Origin of the sequence: Alteribacter keqinensis, assembly GCF_003710255.1 — a bacterium.
Taxonomy (GTDB): domain Bacteria; phylum Bacillota; class Bacilli; order Bacillales; family Salisediminibacteriaceae; genus Alteribacter; species Alteribacter keqinensis.
This window is the reverse complement of record NZ_RHIB01000001.1, coordinates 1,004,325-1,019,692: the sequence shown is the minus strand read 5'-3', so window position 1 is coordinate 1,019,692 and position 15,368 is coordinate 1,004,325. Positions and strand designations below refer to the sequence as shown.

Below are 15,368 nucleotides of genomic sequence, written 5' to 3'. Positions count from 1 at the left end.
CCTTTTAAGAGGTGGAAAATATGAAAACAAGAAGGATGATCGATGAGATCTTTGTACTCCGTAGTATAGCCTGTATGTGTATCGTTTTCCTCCATTCAATTGATATTGCCCTGCGCTCGTCTTACCTGCAGGGTATCGGTCCCTTGATGGTTACGATCTTTGATTCCATTCAGGTATTTTTATACTTTGGAACACCGGTTTTTATTTTTATGTCAGAATTCATTATTGCCTACTCCTACCGCAATCGTCCTATTCCTGAAGGGTTTATGAAAAAGCGCTTTATGTACATTTTTGTTCCGTTTCTGTTTATGGCTTTCTTCTATTCTCTTCCGTATGCAACAACCTTTGGTGCCTGGGGAGAAAAGTTTCTGATGAATGCAGTGATCGGAGATTTTCATGGATACTTTGTACTCATTATTTTTCAGTTTTATATTCTTCATTTACTTTTCCATCAGTATTTACGAAAAGCAGACCCGAAAGTTGTCATTCCACTGGCGCTGAGTATAAATATTGCTTATCTGGCGTTGTTTAATATGACAGCTGCACCGATTTCCCATCCGGTTGTCCATTATATTTGGGATCGTTTTTACTGGGTACCTTTTTTCGGTTGGATCTTTTATTTTGCCGTAGGTTACTACTGCGGATATTATTATGAAACTTTTAGAGAATGGGTTTATAAATACCGTAAAATCATTATAGCCGCACCTATAGTCTCTACAACATTACTGCTTATTTTTTATCACAATAATATCCTACTCGTACACAGTTCAAAACGGGTTGATATTCTGCTTCATACTGTGGCCATTATGTTCTTTATCATGTACATTGGACAAAAGATAAAGACGATACCACCATTTCTCATACAGATCAGTCAGTATTCGTTTGGTATTTACCTGCTTCATATGTTTTTTATTCACACCATTGACCTTTTCGTCAGGCAGGCTGGATTAAGTTTTGGAGCTGCTTATATCTTTATCCTCTTCTTCCTCAGTCTTTTCTGTTCCATGGGAACGATGATGATTGCTTCCCGCTGGAAACACGGTAAGTACTTTGTAGGAAAAATCGGTGTCGGTAAAGACGGTAAACCGCCAAAAACACCTGAGAGGGAACCCGAAGAACAATTAAAACCGAGAATATAAAAAAGAGGGTGTCACCAAAATTACTTTTGGTGACACTCTCTTTTTTTGACAATGATGTATTCCGATACAGGCGGACACTTTCGCGGGCCTCACTTCAGCCTTCTGGAGGATTACTCCTGCTTCTTCTTCTACCGGTAACGCTTCGTAGTTATCTGCGTCGAAGCAACTCGCAGCTTGTTTGTGAGGTAACCACTCGTCCCTGGAGTCGTCGCCTTTCGCTCCATTTTTTTCAAATAAAAAACATTAGCTTCTCCTGCCACAGAGAGTCCCGGGCACTTCTGCTGCATCCTCTTTTTCAAGAAAAGCAAATACTTTTGCGAGAACAGCCTGACACTGTAACACTTGTTTCCAAAAGCCGAGTTTAGTGGATGTCCGGGACTTCCTCCCCTATTTTAGCATCCAGGATCATCCTCAATAGATAAAGTCTCTGTGACTGGGTAACACCCCGTCGTAAAAAGCGGAATGCCAGGCGGTCAGAATCCACGCGGTGGACGAATACGAGATCTTTTTCAGGAATAACATCAATAGATTGTCCGTAGCGGCCAACGGCTGAATACATTCCAAGGCTTTTATAAGGTTCTTCTGTGGCAACCCACCACATAAAACCATAATCATAAATGCTGTTACCGGGGACCGGGGCCTGAACGGAAGTGCTCGTCTCGATCCATTCACGGGGAATGATCTGTTCTCCTTCCCACTCGCCCTCCTGCAGATAAAGCTGTCCAAACCTTGCCATGTCCCGGGCACTCATTTTAAAAAGGTATGAAGGGTGGATCGATCTGCCCGTTTCCTCTCTGTACCCTGTATGATTCAACGAAAAATCTTCCATACCAAGAGGATCAGCAATGGTTTCTTCAAAATGCTCGAACAGATCTACTTCTGCTTTGTTGTTAAAGATCGTTCCCAATACATTAAAGTCCCAGTTATTATAATAAAAATGAGAGCCTGGAGCGTGAGAACCCCTGTCCGGACGCTTTCTCCTCATGGCAAAGGATTCTTCCCCGGCCCGGAGATAAACTCCTGAGCTGGACGTCATAAGGTGCTTAATTTTTGCCTGATTTTCCAGGGTTGTCAAAGGAGGAAAGTCTACAATTCCCAGTTCCCCCATCGTGCTGTTTAAATCAATTGTTCCATCTTCTACATAGGGGCCGTACATGCCGCTCAGAATACTTTTACGTACACTGTGGGCATTGGTATTTGAGGCCACATCACCCCAGCTGAACAATACTTTACCTTTGTATATGGCTATCCCTGCGGTTGAGTTCAGTGAGTTAAAATAAGCTCTCGCTTCATTAAGCTTGTCTTCATCCCAGCCGGCCTCTTCCGGGGATTCGTACTCTTCCCAGGTCGTAGCAGGCTGAAAAATAGTGGTCCCTGTCACATTCATCCATATCACCAACGGTACAAAGAATAGTATGGAAAGTAAAAATGTCAGCTTCATTACCCTTCTTAACACAAAAAGTCCACCTTTTGTCTGCTCGTCTTGTCTGGTAACCTCATTTTACTCAGTCTGAGTATACTACACAAATAAGGTTCTTTCCTGTGCCTACGATTATATACCCGGTTTTCATTTCTGTTATTCTCCAGAAAAGCTCCTATATTAATTTGCACAAAAAAGCCCGGCACGAATTATACCTTCGTGCCGGGCTTGTAATTGCAGTTTTCAGACCAACATATTCTTATCATTAAATATTAGATGTTTTGACAGAGTCGAATTCTTCCTGAATCTCCCGGGATGGGGGCTCTCCGATTAAACTGACAGCCATTATGGCCGCCCATCCTAACACAAAGCCTGGAACAATTTCGTATAAATCCCATATGCCTCCGGTAAGACCGACAGCATCGAGATTAGCCCATAAAATAACAGTCAGACCTCCCACGACAATACCTGCAGCCGCTCCATTCCTCGTCATTCTCTTCCAGAAAAGGGACAGGATAATAACAGGACCGAATGCAGCTCCAAAACCGCCCCATGCATAAGCCACGAGATCAAGAACTGTACTGTCCGGATTGTAGGCAAGGGCAATGGCGATTAGAGCAATCAATACCACCCCGAGCCGCCCTACTAAAACAAGCTCTTTTTGAGATGCGGATTTTCGTAAAAATGACTTGTAAAAATCTTCTGTAAGGGCACTCGAAGACACCAGCAGCTGGGAATCAATCGTACTCATAATGGCAGATAAAATTGCCGCGAGCAGGAACCCGGCTACAATCGGATGAAACAGTACCTGGGTAAAGGCAATAAACACCGTTTCAGGGTCATTTAACGGCTGTGAAGTAAAGCTCTCAAAGTAAGCAATCCCTACCAGTCCGACAAACATGGCTCCAACAAGCGAAATGACAAGCCACGTCATACCGACTAACCGCGCTTTTGGTATCTCCCTTGATGACTTAACTGCCATAAACCGAGTAATGATATGAGGCTGTCCAAAATAGCCAAGTCCCCATGCAAGTAAAGAGATGATACCTACCAGAGTCATACCTGAGAAAGCATCCAGATGAGTTGGATCTACGTTCCCGATATGGCCCATTGTTTCTGACCAGCCACCCATGTGACTGACAGCAACAATCGGTACAATAATAATCGCAAGAAACATGAGTATTCCCTGAAAAAAGTCCGTCCAGCTGACTGCCAGAAAGCCTCCCAGAAACGTATAGGAAATAATAACAACTGCCCCGATCCAAAGCGCTGCAGTGTACTCAAGACCAAAGGAGTTTTCAAAAAGAATCGCTCCCCCCACAAGTCCTGCTGACGTGTAAAACGCAAAGAAAAGCAAAATAAAGACTGCTGATAAAATTCTAAGTACTTTTGAACGGTCATGAAACCTGTTTTCAAAATAATCCGGTAAAGTAATGGAATCACCTGCGACTTCTGTGTAGATCCGGAGCCTTTTCGCTACAAACTGCCAGTTTATGTACGCCCCGATGGCAAGTCCGACTCCGATCCACATTTCACTCATTCCAAAAGCATATAAAGCTCCCGGCAGGCCGAGCAGAAGCCATCCGCTCAAGTCGGAAGCACCGGCACTGAGGGCTGCAACCCCGCCGCCCAAACGCCTTCCTCCCAGCACATAATCGGACAGGTTATTCGTCATCCGGTATGCGATCAGACCAATAATAAGAAGGGCTGCCAAATAAACAATAAACGTAATTAAAGTTGCAATATTCAAACCAGCTATTCTCTCCTCTCAGTAAAGAATGTAATAACAGACAATGCAATTAATACCGCCATCGGTACAAAGAGCCAGAATGCCGTAGCTCCAGTCAACCCGTATTCCTCCACTTAAACACCTCCTTTAATTAATCAAGCTATCAGTTTTTACCCTTTCTGAAACAACAACAAACACATTTTTTAAATATTTAAATTTATCTGACATATTTTGAGTTAATTATTACCATAACATACTCACCTTTCACGTCAAATGATTTACAAACTCTTTACCTGTCTATCTCTACACCTCTGTTGTTTTCCTTTTCAATGGCTTAAAATCAATCATAGTGGCCGATACTAAACAATTGTAGGAGTAATCCTGTTTTTGTGATATAATTGGACAGTTAGTGAAATCGTAGAGAGCGAGTGATTTGAAAAAATGAAGTTACGTAACGACTTAAGAAACATTGCCATCATTGCCCACGTTGACCACGGAAAAACAACACTGGTTGACCAACTACTAAAACAATCAGGTACGTTCAGAGATAATGAGATTGTCGATGAGCGTGCTATGGATAATAATGACCTTGAAAGAGAGCGCGGAATTACAATTCTTGCGAAAAACACAGCCGTTAATTACAAAGATACGCGAATCAACATTATGGATACTCCCGGACACGCCGACTTCGGTGGCGAAGTAGAACGTATTCTCAAAATGGTTGACGGTGTATTACTTGTGGTTGATGCATATGAAGGTTGTATGCCGCAGACTCGCTTCGTATTAAAGAAGGCTCTGGAGCAAAAACTTACGCCTGTTGTTGTCCTTAACAAAATTGACCGTGACGCAGCTCGGCCTGAAGAAGTCGTAGACGAAGTTCTCGATCTCTTCATTGAACTCGGAGCTGATGAAAGCCAGCTCGAATTCCCGGTAGTGTATGCTTCTGCCATCATGGGAACCGCAAGTGAAGATCCTGCCAAACAAGACGATGATATGACATGTCTTTTTGAAACAATTGTAAATGCTGTCCCTGCTCCACAGGACAATAGTGAAGAACCATTCCAGTTCCAGGTGACGATGCTTGACTATAATGACTACCTTGGCCGTATTGGTGTTGGACGCGTATTCCGCGGGACGATTCGTACCGGCGATCAGGCAGCCCTCATTAAAGCTGACGGCTCCGTAAAAAAATTCCGCGTTACCAAGCTGTTCGGATTCCTCGGCTTAAAACGTCTGGAAATTGAAGAAGCAAAAGCCGGTGACCTTATTGCGATCGCTGGTATCGAAGACATCATGGTCGGTGATACGATCTGTCCGGTTGATGCCCAGGAACCTCTTGAACCTGTCCGTATTGATGAACCTACTCTGCAAATGACTTTCCTTGTAAACAACAGCCCGTTCGCCGGTCGCGAAGGTGACTATGTTACAAGCCGCAAGCTTGAAGAGCGCCTTAAAACCCAGCTTGAAACAGACGTAAGTCTCCGGGTTGAAAACACAAACTCGCCTGATGTATGGAAAGTATCCGGACGCGGAGAACTTCACCTGTCCATCCTGATTGAGAACATGCGTCGTGAAGGTTATGAGCTTCAAGTTTCTAAACCTGAAGTTATTATTAAGGAAGTTGACGGTGTTATGTGTGAACCAGTAGAGCGTGCTCAGGTTGATGTCCCTGAAGAGTACACAGGAGCAATTATGGAGTCTTTAGGTGAGCGTAAAGGTGAAATGATGGACATGGTCAACAAAGGTGACGGCCAGGTTCGCATGGACTTCATCGTTCCATCACGCGGTTTGATTGGTTACACAACTGAATTTATGGCCCAGACAAAAGGTTACGGTATCCTCAACCACACATTTGATGGCTACCGCCCAGTTGCAGAAGGCCAGGTCGGCGGCCGCCGGCAGGGTGTTCTTGTTTCCATGGAAACAGGTAAATCAACGCCATACGGTATGCTTGGAGTTGAAGAGCGCGGTATCCTCTTCCTCGAACCAGGTACAGAAATTTACGAAGGTATGATTGTTGGTGAGCACAACCGTGATAACGACTTAACGGTTAATATTACAAAGCTTAAGCAGCAGACAAACATCCGTTCTGCTACAAAAGAAAGCACAGTAACAATGAAGCGTCCTAAGATTCTTACTCTTGAGGAAGCTCTTGAATACCTGAATGAAGATGAGTACTGTGAAGTAACACCTCAGTCCATTCGTCTTCGTAAGAAGATCCTTAACAAGAGCATGCGTGAGCGTGAAGAAAAGAAGAAGAAGTTAGCAGCAAAAGCATAAAAAAAGCAGGCCCCAAAACCTCGGGGCTTGCTTTTTTTAGTGGTGATCTTTATTTACAGCGGCATTCAACCGCTCTAAATCATCGAACCTGTCTTCATTTCTGTTCCACCTGGAACGAGCTGCTGTCCATCCATATATAGGGGAAAGAACACCAAAAAATAATACATTACTCATAAATGTTTCACTTGTAAAATATTCAACTGTAAGACCGTCCTGTAAAAAACCAGCCAGTAAGATCAGTCCCACGAAAGCAACGGTACCATTTATAAGCGCCTGATTAAGGATATACCTCTTCTTTCCTCTCTGTCTGACCCCAATCCATTTTGCATAAAAGCGGTGATCTTCTTTTTGCATTTTTTCTCCCCCCTTGCTCCTTTATTATACAGACAAAATAAAATCCCCCTCAAGTAAATGAGGGGGATTTTTTAATGCTGCTTACTTTTGAACGTTAGCAGCTTGAGGTCCGCGTTGACCTTGCTCGATTTCAAATGTTACAGTTTGACCTTCGTCAAGTGTTTTGAAACCATCGCCTTGAATTGCAGAGAAGTGTACGAATACATCGTCTTGTCCTTCTACTTCGATAAATCCAAAACCTTTTTCTGCGTTAAACCATTTTACTGTACCTTCAACCATGGTATGTGCCTCCTGCGTGGGTTTGTTTGTACCCACAATTGTATTACTATTTTTGCTCTTAATATTGATTCAAGATGAAATCACTTGCTGAAAGTTCTTTTCAATGAATAATATCCGAACATCAATAATTAATCTTATTGTAGCACGATCTCCCAAAGAAAGCAAAGGGGTAATGTGTAATTTAGCATTTCTTTTCTAAATTCCTCAGGGAATTTGCATTATTTTATAATATGATGTATGATTACTTGTATTGCTTCTCATATTAGAAGCATAAGTTATGAATAAATCTTCGCAATACTACTTTGGATGTTACATGAACGGAACCATATAGCAATTCAACAATGGCATCTGTGAAAACAGTATTTCTTTTTTACACTGGCGCGACCCAGGAGTCGCAAGGATGAAAAAGAGGCAGGGTTTTCATTATCTAAGAATACAGTAGGCAACACAGAAAAGATACCGCGGCTTAAAGTCGAGGGTTTTTCTAATAACTTAAATAAACATTGAGGGAGTCCGATATCCGGGCTCCCTCTTCTAATTTCATCATGAATATTTACTGCACTGCACCACAAAGTTTTCTGCAAGTTCAGGACAGGAACCAAAATGGAGGTGACTGTATGATGCCAGAACATGTTTTGGCGTTTCAGGCAATTTATCACCCTCATACGACGAATATCTGAACTCGTGACCCCGCACCTTACTTCCCTCCGGTAAAAAACGGATTTCCTCCCCTTCCAGTTCAACATAACGGATCGCTTGCAGCATTTTATGAACACGTGTGCTCCCTTTAAGTATTCCGGTCATCGGATATCTTTCATTTCTGATATTAATCAGCTCCTCACAAAAATACATAAAACCTCCACACTCTGCGACTGCAGGTATTCCATTTTTTACAGCCTCAGCAATTGATACCCTCATCGACTTATTCTCTGATAATTGTTTGGCAAACTCTTCAGGAAAACCGCCGCCAATATAGATCCCATCACAGGATGGGATCTCTTTGTCATGAAGAGGAGAAAAATATATGCACTCCGCACCGGATTGTTGTAGCAGTTCGATGTTTTCTTCGTAATAAAAGTGGAAAGCCTCATCTTTTGCAACCGCAATTGTGGCCTTTTTTATCCTTTTTTCCGGTTGATAACATTCTCTCTCAACTTCAAGTGACGAGGCTTCAGCCAGCCGGTAAATCAAATCCAGATCGAAGGTTTGATTAATAGACTCACCGAGTGTATGACTATACACCTCCATCTCATGATGCTCACTTGCGGGAATAAGCCCGAGATGTCTTTCAGGAAGGTTAACATTCATACTTACTGTGAGGTAGCCCACTACAGGAATGCCGCATTCTTTTTCGACAGCTGACTGAATCAGCCTGAAATGGCCTTCACTCCCTACACGGTTGGCGACGACGCCGACAATTTCAGTATCTGAAGAAAAGACTTGAAATCCCCTTACGACTGCTGCAGCACTTCTCGCCTGAGCAGCACAGTCAACGACGAGTAAAACCGGTGAGTTTGTAATAGAAGCAATGTGAGCGGAACTCCCTTTGTCAGAGTCCGGCATTACCCCATCAAACATCCCCATTACGCCTTCAATGATGGAGATATCTGAACTCCGGCTTTCCCGGCTGAGTGTCTCTTTAATGGTCTCATCTGTAAGCATCCAGCTGTCCAGATTTCGGGAGGCACGTCCGGTAACAGCGGTATGAAAGGAAGGATCAATGAAGTCAGGACCGCATTTAAAGCCCTGTACTTTATATCCCCTTTTAATAAAAGCCGCCATTAAGCCAATTGTTACTGTCGTTTTTCCAACCCCGCTTTCCGTCCCTGCAATAACCAGTCTTTTTAAAGACATCCAATCCCTCCTGCTCTCTTTTTTTGATTGTCGATTCATTCACCACTCTTGGTAAATCAAAAAAGACCCCTGTTACAGTCTTACTTTAAAAGCAGATCTTCCCCTGTATACAGAGGATACTTCTCAGGATGAAGGATACTCGCAAGCTTACTCAGGCCAAGGAGGAGTCTGGGAGACGGACGGCAGAACAAAGGTTCATCAAGGACGAACAGACGTTTATACTTGATTGCATTCATGTCATTCCAACCCGGGCGTTTCAGAATAACGTTTTTGTTCACTTTACTTTGCTGTACCCCGACCCATACTACAGCAACGACATCCGGGTCCCGTTTTAAAACGTCTGTCCATTCCGTTTGAACACTCTCTGTTTCTTTGTCTGAAAAAACATTTTCCCCACCTGCAAGTCTGCTTATTTCAGTCAGCCAGTTATGATGACCTGGTGTAAATACGGGCTTTGGCCACCATTCCCAGTAGATTGAGTATGTATAATTGATTTCTCTGCTGATTGACTCGTATTGGTGAAGGATCTCATTAAACTTCTCAGCCAGCTCTTCTGCTTTTTCTGTCCGCCCTGATTCTCGTCCGACAAACCTGATTGCATCAGCAACCTCCTTCAGAGTGCGGGGATTGGGAACGATCACATAAGGGATATTGCGCATGTTCAGTTCTTCAATGTTTTTTTCCATACCCGGAACAGATAACGAAGCAAAAACAAGATCCGGTTTGAGAGATTCGAGTTTATCCATGTTAATATTAAGGTCAGGTCCGAGTCTTGGAAGCTCCTTAATTGTATCCGGCCAGTCGGAAAAGTCATCAACACCTGCAACGTTTGGGATAAGATCAAGGTAATGGAGAAGCTCTGTGTTACTAGGGCATAGTGAAATGTATTTCAATCAGATTCACATCCTCAAATTATTGATTTGCACAGATTCAGAATATACAATAAAGTCAGACTACACCAATGGGGAGTATGATCCATTATGAAAGATTATCACTGCTGCGCGACCTGCAGTCACTTCCAGGTAATCAAAATCCCCGGGAGGGTTTACTACAAATGCAGGCGACTGGGCTTTGAAACCCGTCCTGATTATAAGTTTAACTGCTGGGAGCCGAAAGCACATATTAAAAGCCTGATGAAAAAAGAACAGGAGAACGCCTGACAATCAAAGTTAGCGTTCTCCTGTTGCTGTTATTCCGCCGGATCCTCTCCGACAATCTTTACTTCCAGCTCCAATTCAACACCAAATGTCTCCTTTACTTTCTCTTTTACCATTTGAATCGTTGAAATATAGTCTGTAGCTGTTGCATTTGATTTGTTGATAATAAAACCGGCGTGTTTTGTGGATACTTCAGCACCACCCACACCTTTTCCCTGTAATCCACTGTCCTGAATCAGCTTTCCTGCAAAATATCCGGGCGGCCTTTTAAATACACTTCCGGCAGATGGATACTCAAGAGGCTGTTTCGATTCTCTCTGATAAGTAAGATCATCCATCTTTTCTTTAATCTTATCCGGGTCCCCTTTTTCAAGGTTAAATACAGCCTCAACAACCATGTGTCCTTTTTTTCCGATAATACTTGTACGATAGCCAAGCTCCAGTTCCTCTTTCGTAAGCTTCAGCTGCTTGCCCTCTTTTGTAACCACAGTCACATGGTCAATCACATCTTTTACTTCTCCGCCATATGCCCCTGCGTTCATGGCCATTGCCCCTCCAATTGATCCCGGGATGCCGCATGCGAACTCAAGCCCTGTCAGAGATTCCTTTAACGCAAGTCTCGAAGCATCGATAATATTGGCTCCTCCTTGCGCGATAACCTGCGTCCCTGTACTGTACAAGTCATTCAATTTGCTGAACTGTACAACAATACCACGGATACCACCGTCTCTTACTACCATGTTCGATCCGTTGCCAAGAAGCATAAACGGCACGCCATTTTTATAAGTAAAGGCAACAATCTCACTCATCTGATCATACGAAACAGGAGTGACAAAAAAATCAGCTTTGCCGCCTAATTTTGTTAATGTATGATTCTTCATCGGTTCATCTCTTAATACATTCTCTTTTTCACAAATAGATAGCAGTTCTTCATAAATTTCGTTTTTTGTCATTGTACAATCCCTCAAAACATCAATTAATTTTACTATTTTAGTATTATGCATTTTTCCTGAATTGGCAACCATTAAGTCCAGTTTTCGACATTTCTCTTTATTTTCTTAGCTCTGCTAAGTTAGATTTTCCTTTACGCAGACGGTCCAGGGGGCTTCCTCCACATGGCTGTTTATTCAATAATGATCTTTGTAACAGCCATTTTCTTACTGCCTGTTTCAATTGCTTCAGAACTGGTGTACGATAATCGTTGGAAGTTTAAATAAAGGAAGTGAACCTGTTGGAAAGTCATTTACTGGCCTATTTTTACCGTTTACGCTATATCGAACGCTGGAGCCTGATGCGTAATGTGATGAAAGAGAACGTGGCTGAACATTCCTTTCATGTCTCCATTATTACACATTCCTTATGTACAATTGCAAATGAAGTTTTTCATAAGTCCGTTGATACAGAAAAAGCCGTCACACGTTCGTTATTTCATGACGTAACCGAGGTTATTACCGGAGATATCCCCACCCCCGTGAAACATCACAACAGTGATATGCTTAAGAATTTCAGGGACATTGAAGACCTTGCTGCCAAAAAACTTGTTAATAAAGCACCGTCTGATTTAAAACATGTGTATCAGAAATTGATTGCAGACAAAGATGGCTCAGAGCTGAGCCGCTATATAAAAGCGGCAGACCTGCTGGACGCCTACTTAAAATGCATGAGTGAACTGCAGGCAGGAAACCGGGAATTTGCTGTGGCCAAAAGTCAGATTGAAGATACCCTTCAAACTCTGGAAATGGAAGAAGTATATTATTTCCTCACACATTTTGCCCCGAGTTTTGATAAAACACTGGATGAAATTTCTGAGGAGTGAAAGAAAGTTTCCTCTCTGTTATACTAATAGGAGCCTGACTGAAAGGTTGTGAGACTGTATGGACATTTTTACGTTTCCTGATGGTACTCAGGATTTCACATATGCCTACTTCGCCATGATTGCTTTGTTCTTCGTAACCTGGCTGACCGTTTTCCTGTTAAAACGTTCAACAAAAAAAGCCAATGAAAGAAACGAAGAGCAATATAAGATTTATGAAATGGGAGAAACAAAACCAAATACAGATGAAAAACGTGCCGGCAGCTGATATGTCGGCACGTTTATTACGCCTCGCTAAATTGTTGTCTGATTTCCTCTATTCGTTTCCGGTTTGTTTCAAAATCATAATGCCCGATCCTTGAAGCCGAACGTACATCGATAACCTCGTTAGTCTCATTGATAATAAATTCCACATCATCTTTAAACCGTAATATTTTTGTTTTGAATACACAATGAAGATAATAACTTTCACTGCGGACAACTTCACAATCATTCGTTTCCCTTAACAGATCGTGTAATTTCTGCAGGGCTTTTTCCCCCGAACCTGTATAGGGAAGAGGATCTGTAGCATGTTTCTTTGCTTCTCCATCTAAGGAAGAAACACAGTTTCGCCTGTTTTTGGGGCATAAATCCAGCTTTTTCATTCGCTTCACCTCTGACATGTTTTTCCCTCTTCGACCCTCTTGCAAACATCCCATAACAATAAAAAAGTCTGTCTTAAAAGGTGTTTTTCACCGGTTAAGACAGACTTCGGTTCGTTTAATTCAGGTAACCTGCTGCATTTTCAGCATCTACGAGACCGTTCCCAAAATAAAAACTGTTGCCTAACGGAATGGCGGTCTGATTCAGGCGGTTACGAATCTGTGAATTCGTAAGGTGAGGATAACGCTGTTTCACAAGTGCAGCTGTTCCTGCTACGTGAGGCGCTGCCATTGATGTCCCGTTTAAAGCCCGGTATGAGTTACTTAAGTATGTGCTTTGAATACTTACTCCCGGAGCCATGATTTCAAGTTCATTTCCAACACTTGAAAATGATGCTCGGTTGTAGTTGGAGTCAACCGCACCTACAGCCATAACATTACTGTACCTTGCAGGATAGCCCATCGTATTTTGAGAACCGTTTGTTCCTGAGTTACCTGCAGCAGCTATAAGGAGTACGCCGCTGTTATGGGCATTGTTTACAGCCTGTTGAAGTGTTGTTGAACCTTGCGGGCTGCCAAGACTCATGTTCACGATATCCATGTTGTTGGAAACAGCCCACTCTATTCCTTGAGCAATAGAGGCATGAGAACCTCCTCCATTTGCATCCAGAACTTTTACTGCGTAAAGTTCGGCACTCGGAGCCACTCCGATAACACCATAACTGTTGTTGAGTGCAGCTACCGTTCCGGCAACGTGGGTACCGTGTCCATTAAAATCCTGATAAGTAGGTTCGTTTGGAATAAAGCTTGCGCCACCGCGAATATTAAGATCCGCATGAGTGGCAATTCCCGTATCCAGGACAGCTACACGCACACCCTGCCCGTAGGTACCGCGATTATGTACCTGATCTGCATAGATGAAAGGGATTCCCCAAGGCGTTGTCTGAAGTGTTTTTGCCTCTTTATTTTCCTCAATATAGGCAATGTTCGGGTTGTTCTCCAATGCTTTTACAGCTTGTTCAGGCAGCTTAACGTGAAGAACATTCATGTATTCAAACTCATGAAGCACTTCCCCGCCGGCATTTTGAACAGCAGATGCGTTTGGACCACGCTCAAACCCGACAAGATATTCCTTGTGTTTTGAGTCACTCTCAGCATGTCCAATCATACCAGGCAGAAACAGAATAACCAGGGACAAACTTAAAGCAGCAAAAAGCAAATGTTTTAATTTCATTTTCCTTCTCCTCTCAATTTTAAGTACAATATGTACTTTAGCAAGAAAAGGAAATTAGCACAATAAGTTTTCTGAATTTTGAATCTATTTACCCGTTAATGGGTGAATAATAGTTTTAATTTCAATATAATATTCCTATTTTTTCTATGGAAAATAAAGAGAAATACGCTAACCGCGCAGATTATCCCGGTTAAAATGTATGATCACACTTTTTTCCACAGGCAAATCAATAATGGACCTGTGAATAAAGGTGTGTTAAATAGAATTAAACCAGCTTACTAATGGTCAGTCCTCCATCCTTGGATCTACAAAGAAACCGTTGAGAATATTTTCTCAACGGTTCAAAAATCTGTAAAGGATTATCAGAAGTATTTACTTTCAAGTCTGGTATTCCGATCATGGCGTTCAATGGCAAGTTCAATAAGTTTATCTATAAGCTTCGGGTAACTGATTCCTTCTAAATCCCAAAGCTTTGGATACATACTGATTTTAGTGAATCCTGGAATCGTATTAATTTCGTTAATTACGAGTTCATTATTATCTTTCAGGAAGAAATCAACACGGGCCATCCCTTCACACTCAAGGGCTTCAAAAGCCTTCACCGCTTCTTCTTGAACCTTCTTAATCATTTCCTCTGATAAAGACGCCGGGACCTGCAGAAGGGCACCTTTCTCATCAATGTATTTAGCTTCATATGAGTAAAAATCTCCCTGCGGCAGAATTTCCCCTACACCTGAGGCAAGCGGTTCCTCATTACCAAGGATTGCGCACTCAATTTCACGGCCTTTAACAGCAGACTCGATAATCAGCTTATTATCGAAACGGAAAGCTGTTTCAATTCCCTTTGTATACTCTTCTTTCGTTCCTGCTCTGCTCACACCTACGGAAGATCCCTGGTTGGCAGGTTTAATAAATACAGGAAGGCCGAGTTTTCCTTCAACTTCTTCGAAAGAAACAGTATCTTTTTTATGTTTTTTCAGAGTAATGGAATCTGCAACAGTAAGGCCCGCATCTTTCAACAGACGTTTGGCAACATCTTTATCCATACTTACGGCAGAACCGAGTACGTCAGGACCAACAAACGGCAGACCTGCAAGTTTAAGCATCCCCTGCATCGTACCGTCTTCACCCAGTGGGCCGTGCAGTATCGGGAAGACAACGTCCAGCTGTTCGAGTGCAGAGGCAGAAGATTTTTCGATAAACTGATCTTCCGATTCACCCGGTACAACTGCAATCCCCTTGTTTGATTTGTTCAGGGCAATTCGTTTCGGGTCATCTCCGTTCATCAGATAATTCCCTGTATCGTTTAAATGCCACTTACCTTCTTTATCAATTCCAATTAAAACAACATCATACTTTTCTTTATCAACGGCGTCATAAACATTCTTTGCCGATTGAAGGGAAACCTCATGCTCAGAAGACTTACCTCCGAAGATTATACCTAATGTGCGTTTAGTCATCTGCTTTC

Annotated in this window: 14 protein-coding genes; 4 read left to right on the top strand and 10 right to left on the bottom strand. The window is 42.5% G+C overall.

The features are described from left to right. Window positions 1–20 precede the first annotated feature (20 nt). Complete coding sequence (locus EBO34_RS05080; protein ID WP_122896840.1) at window positions 21–1,139, top strand: acyltransferase family protein; 1,119 nt, start codon at window positions 21–23, stop codon at window positions 1,137–1,139. Window positions 1,140–1,500: 361 nt separating this feature from the next. On the opposite strand, the gene EBO34_RS05075 is transcribed toward EBO34_RS05080, so the two are convergent. Both EBO34_RS05075 and putP read right to left on the bottom strand, forming a co-directional pair. Next, a complete protein-coding gene (locus tag EBO34_RS05075; RefSeq protein WP_249414008.1) occupies window positions 1,501–2,595 on the bottom strand; it encodes a serine hydrolase domain-containing protein in 1,095 nt (364 codons plus the stop codon). Window positions 2,596–2,824: 229 nt separating this feature from the next. Further along, window positions 2,825–4,309 (bottom strand): sodium/proline symporter PutP, encoded by a 1,485-nt coding sequence (gene putP, locus EBO34_RS05070; protein ID WP_122896839.1) that lies wholly within the window; start codon window positions 4,307–4,309, stop codon window positions 2,825–2,827. 420 nt (window positions 4,310–4,729) lie between these two features. Between putP and typA the strand changes: the two genes are divergently transcribed. Further along, the gene (typA, locus tag EBO34_RS05065) at window positions 4,730–6,568 is read left to right on the top strand and encodes a translational GTPase TypA (protein WP_122896838.1); all 1,839 of its coding nucleotides are present in this window, start codon (window positions 4,730–4,732) and stop codon (window positions 6,566–6,568) included. A gap of 36 nt (window positions 6,569–6,604) precedes the next feature. Here the strand turns inward: typA and EBO34_RS05060 are convergent, their stop codons facing one another. The 5 genes from EBO34_RS05060 to murB all read right to left on the bottom strand — a co-directional run bounded on the left by EBO34_RS05060 (window position 6,605) and on the right by murB (window position 11,165). Further along, complete coding sequence (locus EBO34_RS05060; protein WP_122896837.1) at window positions 6,605–6,922, bottom strand: hypothetical protein; 318 nt, start codon at window positions 6,920–6,922, stop codon at window positions 6,605–6,607. Between the two features lie 81 nt (window positions 6,923–7,003). Next, window positions 7,004–7,201, bottom strand: a complete 198-nt coding sequence (locus EBO34_RS05055; protein WP_122896836.1) for a cold-shock protein — start codon at window positions 7,199–7,201, stop codon at window positions 7,004–7,006. A gap of 543 nt (window positions 7,202–7,744) precedes the next feature. Next, window positions 7,745–9,055 (bottom strand): cobyrinic acid a,c-diamide synthase CobB, encoded by a 1,311-nt coding sequence (locus tag EBO34_RS05050; protein WP_122896835.1) that lies wholly within the window; start codon window positions 9,053–9,055, stop codon window positions 7,745–7,747. 80 nt (window positions 9,056–9,135) lie between these two features. Beyond that, window positions 9,136–9,948 carry a cobalamin-binding protein gene (locus EBO34_RS05045; RefSeq protein ID WP_122896834.1) on the bottom strand — a complete coding sequence of 271 codons (813 nt, stop codon included), beginning with the start codon at window positions 9,946–9,948 and terminating at the stop codon, window positions 9,136–9,138. Window positions 9,949–10,244: 296 nt separating this feature from the next. Beyond that, window positions 10,245–11,165: a UDP-N-acetylmuramate dehydrogenase gene (murB, locus tag EBO34_RS05035; protein ID WP_122896832.1), complete on the bottom strand. Its 921-nt coding sequence runs from the start codon at window positions 11,163–11,165 to the stop codon at window positions 10,245–10,247. 278 nt (window positions 11,166–11,443) lie between these two features. Between murB and yfbR the strand changes: the two genes are divergently transcribed. Further along, complete coding sequence (gene yfbR / locus EBO34_RS05030) at window positions 11,444–12,028, top strand: 5'-deoxynucleotidase (RefSeq protein ID WP_122896831.1); 585 nt, start codon at window positions 11,444–11,446, stop codon at window positions 12,026–12,028. A gap of 58 nt (window positions 12,029–12,086) precedes the next feature. Next, window positions 12,087–12,293 (top strand): hypothetical protein, encoded by a 207-nt coding sequence (locus EBO34_RS05025; RefSeq protein WP_122896830.1) that lies wholly within the window; start codon window positions 12,087–12,089, stop codon window positions 12,291–12,293. 16 nt (window positions 12,294–12,309) lie between these two features. Here EBO34_RS05025 and EBO34_RS05020 read toward each other — a convergent pair whose 3' ends face one another. The 3 genes from EBO34_RS05020 to ddlA form a co-directional block, all read right to left on the bottom strand. After that, window positions 12,310–12,669: a DUF1499 domain-containing protein gene (locus EBO34_RS05020; RefSeq protein WP_183163719.1), complete on the bottom strand. Its 360-nt coding sequence runs from the start codon at window positions 12,667–12,669 to the stop codon at window positions 12,310–12,312. A 115-nt stretch (window positions 12,670–12,784) separates the two neighbouring features. Next, the gene (locus EBO34_RS05015; protein ID WP_122896828.1) at window positions 12,785–13,900 is read right to left on the bottom strand and encodes a S8 family peptidase; all 1,116 of its coding nucleotides are present in this window, start codon (window positions 13,898–13,900) and stop codon (window positions 12,785–12,787) included. Window positions 13,901–14,262: 362 nt separating this feature from the next. Then, window positions 14,263–15,360: a D-alanine--D-alanine ligase gene (ddlA, locus tag EBO34_RS05010; RefSeq protein WP_122896827.1), complete on the bottom strand. Its 1,098-nt coding sequence runs from the start codon at window positions 15,358–15,360 to the stop codon at window positions 14,263–14,265. Window positions 15,361–15,368: the final 8 nt, after the last annotated feature.

Excerpts from the sequence above, each read along its gene's own strand:
- EBO34_RS05020 (WP_183163719.1), bottom strand. The coding sequence starts at position 12,669 with ATGAAAAAGCTGGATTTATGCCCCAAAAACAGGCGAAACTGTGTTTCT.
- EBO34_RS05060 (WP_122896837.1), bottom strand. The coding sequence starts at position 6,922 with ATGCAAAAAGAAGATCACCGCTTTTATGCAAAATGGATTGGGGTCAGA.
- typA (WP_122896838.1), top strand. The coding sequence starts at position 4,730 with ATGAAGTTACGTAACGACTTAAGAAACATTGCCATCATTGCCCACGTT.
- murB (WP_122896832.1), bottom strand. The coding sequence starts at position 11,165 with ATGACAAAAAACGAAATTTATGAAGAACTGCTATCTATTTGTGAAAAA.
- EBO34_RS05015 (WP_122896828.1), bottom strand. The coding sequence starts at position 13,900 with ATGAAATTAAAACATTTGCTTTTTGCTGCTTTAAGTTTGTCCCTGGTT.
- EBO34_RS05025 (WP_122896830.1), top strand. The coding sequence starts at position 12,087 with ATGGACATTTTTACGTTTCCTGATGGTACTCAGGATTTCACATATGCC.
- ddlA (WP_122896827.1), bottom strand. The coding sequence starts at position 15,360 with ATGACTAAACGCACATTAGGTATAATCTTCGGAGGTAAGTCTTCTGAG.
- EBO34_RS05055 (WP_122896836.1), bottom strand. The coding sequence starts at position 7,201 with ATGGTTGAAGGTACAGTAAAATGGTTTAACGCAGAAAAAGGTTTTGGA.
- EBO34_RS05050 (WP_122896835.1), bottom strand. The coding sequence starts at position 9,055 with ATGTCTTTAAAAAGACTGGTTATTGCAGGGACGGAAAGCGGGGTTGGA.
- EBO34_RS05080 (WP_122896840.1), top strand. The coding sequence starts at position 21 with ATGAAAACAAGAAGGATGATCGATGAGATCTTTGTACTCCGTAGTATA.